The following is a 7,022-nucleotide window of genomic DNA, read 5'->3' as shown; positions in this document are numbered from 1 at the left end:
GGACGATGTCGGCCGTGAAGGTGGCCCCGAGTTGTACCTGGAAGTTGGCTTCGAGCACGATTTGGGTTTTTGCTTCGAAAACGGTGGGGGTGGGGTGGATGTTGGGGGTGGAGGTGATTTTGTTGGCCAAATAGTCGTTTGAGCCATTGAGCTGGCCGCTCACGTAGAGGTCTTGTTGGCAGGGGTTGGGGGTAATGGGTCAAAGCAAACCAAAACCACTTCCACACCGTAATGATAGACAGAATACTCGTGCCCAGACCCGGAGGGTTGCCCAGCGTAGCGAGGGGATTCATCCCCTCGTTTTCGTTGCGAGACGGCAGCTTCCCGACGGAAGGAACACGCTACTATTCGTTAGTGGTTTGGTAAACTTTAAAAGGGACAGTAGCTCCGTCCTTAATTTCTAAAAAGGATTGTTTAGGGATTCTTTCAGGGGAAAGGTAAACAACTATTGAAAAGCTTTCTTCAGAACCCGTTGCTAAATTTTTATAAGCGTAATAATATTGACTGAAATCTACTTCAATGTCTGTGCTTAAACGATTATAAATACCGAATGAATCTAATAAATAAATCCTACTTTCGCCAACTGTCAATGTATCAACTGTTGGCGGAGAGAAAAAGCTGCCGACTCCTCTGCTAAAACCAAATATTTCCTCTTTTTCATTAACTTGATAATTTACCATGCTAAGATGGTCTAGGCAACTACTCTCTTTTTCGGAATACTTGATAATCCCAACAGAGTAAGGAAATATATTTGTAATACGAAGAGCAAGAGGAGTATGAACAGTGTTGCAAAAAATGTAATCATTATCATGAATATTAAAATCAAAGTCAATGGCTGCAAAATCCCTTTCGTTCTCTGTCTCGCAAGAGAACATACAAGTAATTAATATAATAAATATTGAATTTTTCATTGTTTGTACTTTAAATAACTAATGTACAATCGAATTAAATTTCTATGAACAGGTAATATTGTCTCCTTAGAAGACCCTGGAGATAGAGGTCCGATTATTTGCCCGTGAGTATTTAAATTTAAAGGCTCATCATAGTGATCTTCAATGCCAAAAGGTCCGTCGCTCGAGTATCTTGGGTTTACCCCATTGTATATTAAATTAGCTTTTAGTACTATTTGATGAAGAAGCTCATGAGCGATTATGTATCCAGCATCATAGTCCATAAAAGTGCCCTGTATGTTGTCAGAAACATTAGTGAGATTAACCCAACTTTGATAACCGTTTGGCCCAGAATTTAAGTCGGCGCCCCCATATCCTCTAGTTATGCCATTAAATGCTACTTCGCTAAAGCCGGGGTAACGTCCTTTAGTACTAGATCTAATGATGGCAAGGAATAGCTCCTCTTTTGAAGCACCACGCGCTCTCCGGCCCTCAATCGAAGTCAGTATTTTAAATTTGAATAGGTTTGGTCCGAACCCTTGTCTGGCATAAATTTGGGTTGTGTGATTTAAAATTTTACCTAATCTGCTTGTTGTAATCTCGGCAGATTCATCAAGTGCTATTGATGCGTTAATTCTAGTTTCGGCCCCACCTTGAATTGAAGAATAAACCGTATTCCAATCTACACTATTCCCCTCATTGTCTTCATATTGCTCTGTAGCCCAATTATAAGTGTATGGAGAAAGCCCTAATGGATCGATGTAGGCGATTGGATTGTTATAGACATAATTATACGGACTCCAATTACTCATCTTTTCCGCCAACGGATCCACCGCATTCCACCGTCCCACCGCCGCATCATACCACCGCGCCCCATAATCATGCCACCCCACTTCCTCATGCAACTCCTTCCCATTATACCCATACCGCTGCTCCACGCCCGGCTCCGCCAGCCAGCCTCCGTGCATCTCCATACCAAAGGGGTAGTAGTGGTTTTCTTGCAACACTTCTGTGGCTTCAATGAGGTTGTTCCCGTTCTCGTCGGCAAAGAGGACGCGGTTGTTGCCCAGGTGGTCTTGCAGGAAATATTCGTACTGCCAGGCGGCACCGCCCGCGCAGGGCACGATGTCGGCCGTGAAGGTGGCCCCGAGGTGTACCTGGAAGTTGGCTTCGAGCACGATTTGGGTTTTTGCTTCGAAAACGGTGGTGCCGGATTGGATATTGGCGTTGGAGGTGATTTTGTTGGGGAGGGTGGATTGCGGGAGGCGGAAACTAAACTTAAGTTTTGTTGGGCTGAAGGGAATGTTACTGACTTTCAGCGTTCTTTGTTACCACTGCTATAAGTTGAAAGTATTTCTTGCCCCAACTTCATTACTAGCTTTCCGAGGCGTGGAAATTATCAGAACTCATAGCTTACAAGTTGGTAAGGTAAATAACGTGATCATTGAATCTAAAGGCTCCATAAGACTAAGCACCTTCTTAACATTATCGCAGTAATTTAAGCTAAATTCATTGAACTGCCCGCTCGCTGAAGAAGATATGTGCAAAGCTGTAGCATCTCCATAGCTCTTTAACGGATCTAATCCTTTTTTACTATATTCTACGTTATACATGGAGTCTAGTTTCATATATAATTTGTTTCTCGGATCAATTAGCGTACATCTTTCATGATATTCAGCAGAATTTTCTTGCCGATCCACCATCTTTTCGCAAAAATAATATCCAGTATCAAAGTGTTCAATGGTTACTGCGAGAATTGGTCTACCAAAAGACTGACTAATAATCATTCTCATTTTCTTGCTATCGCTGAAACGAGGTATTTCGTGTATGAGCATCAATAACGAAGTTGATTCTTGACTCTCTAGTGGAATGCCAGTCGTTTCTTGACTTATTTCTGATTTGCAACATACAAATAACATCAAAATAAGTATTATTAATATTCTCATCTTACAACAGTTACACCCTTGAAATTTACTACTGGGCCACCGTGACTCAATATTTGCATTGGAAAGGGATGACTTGAACCTTTAGGAGTTTCTCGAGCACTCGTATATATACTGTATCCGTTACGAGACAGTATCATCTGCGGGTGAGCTCTACTTCTGTCCCCCGTTAATAGTGGGGCGTAATCTACTAAGCCACTTCCGCCACCTGAGGGTTCATGTACTCTCCTTATATTTGACGGATCAATCCCTTCTCCAATAACACCTGCCGTGGGGTGTGAATGCCCTACAAGCTTTGCACCAGGGTATGGACTAAAGACTCCCGGTTCAAGAAATGAAAAACTACTTTTCGTCCTCTCTCTATTACCTGTTATGTCCTTAACTATTAGTTCTTTACTTCCCTCTCCGAGATAAAACGTAAAAGCTCGCTCTAGTCCTTCCGCTTCAGATAAAGCTGCAATCTCGGATAACCCTGCTCGTGTATTTGCACCAATGAAAAAAGACGACAAAGCTCTAAATGCGGAACCTACAAGGTTCTCTCCTGCACTACTTAGCCTTGCCGCATCCAAAATGCTTAACGCGCCACTAGTTAAAAAATGATCTTCATTAGCATGAGAATCGTTAATAGTTCTTACGAGCTCACCATTCATGTTATAAATCCGCGTGGTGTCTCCTAATGGGTCAATATTCGATATCGGATTGTTGACCATTCCATTATAAGGCGAGGCCCACATAAATGCTTCAGCCTTCGGGTCTACTTGCAACCATCTACCAACAGCCGGATCATAACTTCTGAATACCGCTAAATCCAGCCCCAGCTCCTCGTTCCTCTCGATCCCATTATACCCATACCGCTGCTCCACGCCCGGCTCCGCCAGCCAGCCCCCGCGCATCTCCATGCCAAAGGGGTAGTAGTGGTTTTCTTGCAACACTTCTGCGGCTTCAATGAGGTTGTTGCCGTTTTCGTCGGCAAAGAGAACGCGGTTGTTGCCTAGGTGGTCTTGCAGGAAATATTCGTACTGCCAGGCGGCACCGCCCGCGCAGGGGACGATGTCGGCCGTGAAGGTGGCCCCGGGTTGTACCTGGAAGTTGGCTTCGCGCACGATTTGGGTTTTTGCTTGGAAAACGGTGGTGCCAGACTGGATATTGGTGTTGGAGGGTATTTACTTTGAAAAACTCGCATTCTGCTCGATTGTCGTACCTAAATAATCAGTTCTCACACGGTTCAAATGCGATGGTCGTTATATCTTGGTGTGGGAGAAAAGTATAAGGATATACGGATGTTTTGATCTCCCCGCTTAGGTCGCGATATGTCATTAGTGCAATATGAAGTATCGATTCAACGTCAAATGGGGAGGATGAAAAATTTTTTGCATCATAAATATCGAACAAGTATACCAACTGGGAGTCATGTATTATCTCCATATCTGAAGTGAAAAGTTCGAAGTCATAAAATTTGGATTGGTCGCTTAAGAGGGTGTCCATTTGAGCAAACATGCTCGATTGTGAGCCAGATCCCTCAAGATTTGCCACCTTGCAATCAGTTACTTTATATGTAAACATCTCAGTAACTGGAATTTTTTCATCTACTAATGGCACTAGGATAGTTCGATTGGATTTATTTGCTATCTCAATTCTATCATACTTTATTAAATTTATTTTAGCAAAGTCGTTGTTAGTGTCTGAGCATCCGCAGAACAGCGCTAACACTACCAGAAATATATCTACCTTAATGCGCATATTCTATGGTTTTAAATGTTTAAAAATTCGCAATAAAACAACAGGAGAGAGTAACTCATGAGCGCTAGCCTTTCCATCGAATCAAATTGGATTGTTTGGCCATTCCCTAGTGGATTTATCCGCATAGTGTTTTTAAAAGCTACCCCAAAAAAAGCCCGCCCCCCCAAAAAAGGAAGGCGGGCTTTTTTCGCTCGCGGCCAAAGCCGCACCTACCGCGCCGAACCCGGCGTGCGCATCGCATCGGGGTTCATAACGACCTCCGCCGCACTATCGCCCTTCATCCGGCCACGCATGTAGAAGTACAGGCCCACGAAGACGAAAATCAGGACGAGCGGGAACATGGCAATCGACCCCAGCGCCGCCTGACCCGTCGCCAGCTCCGCCGCCTCACCAGTCAGCCCATTGGCCAGCGCCGTTTCCCGGCCACTGTCAATCCAGCCGCCAATGATTGGGTTCCAGATGCCCGCACCGAGCATCCCCGCCCCGCCAATCAGCGACAGGCCAAAGGCACCGGATTTGGGCAGGTACTCGGCCGTAAAGCCCAGCATCGTCGGCCAGAAGTAGCAAATGCCCAGACCAAACACGGCCGTGCCCACGTAGATCATCGGACCGGTAACGCTGCTGAGGATGAACAAGCCCAGGCAAGACAGCACCGCCGAGCCAATCAATACCCCCACGGGGTTAAAGCTGTGGATGAGCGGACCCGCAAAGAAGCGACCCGTAGCCATAATGCCCGCCGTCAGGGCCAGCAGAATCATCGCATTGGCTCCGGCGTTGCTCAAAATGCGCTCCACCCACTGCGTAGTACCAAACTCGGTGGTGGCCGTAACGGTCATGATCAGCGCAATGATGATGAACAGCGGGGTGAGAATGCCCTTGATGTTCTCCGCCGTATTGGATACGATGTTGTCGCCCTTCGGAAACGGCTGCCCCAGGATCAGGAAACCGTAGATCGCCGTTGGAATGAACATCGTGGCGATGAGCACCTGCCAGGAGACGCTGCCGCCAAGGAAGAAGGCTACCAGCGAGCCGATCACGATACCGCCGGGGAACCAAACGTGGAACTTGTTGAGCATCTGCGTTTGCTTATCGGGGTACATGTCTGCAATGAGGGGATTACACGCCGCTTCCACCGATCCGTTGGCAAAACCAATCAGGAAGGTAGAAATGATCAGGCCCCAGAATCCGCCGGCCGTCATGGTCAGCACCAGGCCGAGGAGGTGACTGACGAAGGCCAGCCACATCAGCACCTTCGGGCCAACCGTATTGTAAATGGCCCCGCCCACCAGCATGGCCAGCGGGAAGCCGTAAAATGCCATTGAATTGACCCAGCCGAGCTCTTGGTCGCTCAGCCCGAATTCCGCCGCCAGATCGGGCAAAATACCCGCCCGGATGGCGAAGGTCATCGACGTGACGATGAGGGCAAAGCAACTGGCCAGGAAAAGCCGGTCGCGGTTGGCAGGAATCTCTGCGTAGGTACGCGTAGTGGTAGTTGACATAATCTTGTAAGCTTTTGATAGAAGGTAGAAGAAATCCTAACGGGAGGCAATTTCCCGGATGCGGATGTTGCGGAACCACACCGGGTCGCCGTGGTCTTGGAGGCTGATTTTGCCGGAAGTGAAGGTGCCGAAGGCGTCGTAGTCCTTGAACTTGGAGCCCGCAATCATGGCCTCCCATTCGGCACCGGTGTTGTTGTATTCCACTTGTTTTTTGCCGTTCAGCCACTGCTCCACGTGGCCGGGCGTTACGATCAGTTTGGCCTGGTTCCACTCTCCGGCGGGCCGGACGTTCTCCTCGGCCACCGAAATGAGGTCGTAAAGATCACCCGCGCGGTGCTTGATGATTTTCGCGTCGGGGTGGCATTCGTTGTCGAGCACCTGCATCTCGGGGCCCGTCAGCCAGGGATATTGGTAGTCGGCCGATTCCTGGACGTTGTAAATGACGCCGCTGTTGCCGCATTCGCCAATTTTCCACTCCAGCTCCAGCTCGTAATTGCCGTAGGATTCGTCGGTGACGATGTCGCCGCCGTCGACCGTCTGCCCGTCTTTTTTGTTGGATGCGTCCAGGTAGATGGCGTCGCCGTCGACTTTCCAGGCCGAGCCGATGCTGCCTTCTTTGCCGTAGGTGTGCCAGCCCGTCAGGTCGGTGCCGTTGAAGAGGGCTTTCCATTCGCCCGTAGTGGGCGCGGCCGCAGGTGCCGTGGAAGTTGAAGAAGCAGTGTCCGCCGGAGCAGCAGACTCACCGCAGGCGACCAGTAAGGTCAGTGCCACCAAGGGCAAAATGTGTTGAACACGCATGAACGATTCGTTTTTAAGACGGGGAAGATAGGAAACCGGCGGGAAATTCAACCAGTTTAGGGGATAGTTCAATTAAGTGTGTCTGGGTTAGTTATTACTCTATCGCAAGGCGTAGCCTTGCGACGAGCGCGCGATCCGCGCCGCACAGTCGG

At 48.1% G+C, this 7,022-nt stretch carries 7 protein-coding genes; all 7 read right to left on the bottom strand.

Annotated features, from left to right (window positions below; genetic code table 11):
* Positions 1-344: 344 nt before the first annotated feature.
* Complete coding sequence (locus tag H9S92_RS17280) at positions 345-911, bottom strand: hypothetical protein (RefSeq protein ID WP_187467952.1); 567 nt, start codon at positions 909-911, stop codon at positions 345-347.
* Positions 908-2,128, bottom strand: a complete 1,221-nt coding sequence (locus H9S92_RS17275) for an RHS repeat domain-containing protein (protein WP_406612231.1) — start codon at positions 2,126-2,128, stop codon at positions 908-910. Before H9S92_RS17275 ends, H9S92_RS17280 begins: the two co-directional genes overlap by 4 nt.
* A 168-nt stretch (positions 2,129-2,296) precedes the next feature.
* Positions 2,297-2,836, bottom strand: coding sequence for a hypothetical protein (locus H9S92_RS17270; protein ID WP_187467951.1), 540 nt, complete (start codon positions 2,834-2,836; stop codon positions 2,297-2,299).
* A complete protein-coding gene (locus H9S92_RS17265) occupies positions 2,833-3,936 on the bottom strand; it encodes an RHS repeat domain-containing protein (protein WP_187467950.1) in 1,104 nt (367 codons plus the stop codon). The genes H9S92_RS17270 and H9S92_RS17265 overlap by 4 nt, the downstream gene beginning before the upstream one ends.
* 106 nt (positions 3,937-4,042) lie before the next feature.
* Entirely contained in the window at positions 4,043-4,573 is a 531-nt protein-coding gene (locus H9S92_RS17260; protein WP_187467949.1) for a hypothetical protein, read from the bottom strand.
* A 209-nt stretch (positions 4,574-4,782) separates the two neighbouring features.
* Entirely contained in the window at positions 4,783-6,072 is a 1,290-nt protein-coding gene (locus H9S92_RS17255) for an MFS transporter (protein WP_187467948.1), read from the bottom strand.
* A gap of 36 nt (positions 6,073-6,108) precedes the next feature.
* Positions 6,109-6,870 (bottom strand): 3-keto-disaccharide hydrolase, encoded by a 762-nt coding sequence (locus H9S92_RS17250; RefSeq protein WP_187467947.1) that lies wholly within the window; start codon positions 6,868-6,870, stop codon positions 6,109-6,111.
* Positions 6,871-7,022: the final 152 nt, after the last annotated feature.

This window comes from Neolewinella lacunae (assembly GCF_014349155.1).
GTDB lineage: Bacteria > Bacteroidota > Bacteroidia > Chitinophagales > Saprospiraceae > Neolewinella > Neolewinella lacunae.
Note: the sequence above shows the minus strand (reverse complement) of the source record. Positions and strands in the feature narration are given on the sequence as shown.

Coding starts and splice junctions, on each gene's coding strand:
- H9S92_RS17280 (WP_187467952.1), bottom strand. CDS start 911: ATGAAAAATTCAATATTTATTATATTAATTACTTGTATGTTCTCTTGC.
- H9S92_RS17270 (WP_187467951.1), bottom strand. CDS start 2,836: ATGAGAATATTAATAATACTTATTTTGATGTTATTTGTATGTTGCAAA.
- H9S92_RS17260 (WP_187467949.1), bottom strand. CDS start 4,573: ATGCGCATTAAGGTAGATATATTTCTGGTAGTGTTAGCGCTGTTCTGC.
- H9S92_RS17255 (WP_187467948.1), bottom strand. CDS start 6,072: ATGTCAACTACCACTACGCGTACCTACGCAGAGATTCCTGCCAACCGC.
- H9S92_RS17250 (WP_187467947.1), bottom strand. CDS start 6,870: ATGCGTGTTCAACACATTTTGCCCTTGGTGGCACTGACCTTACTGGTC.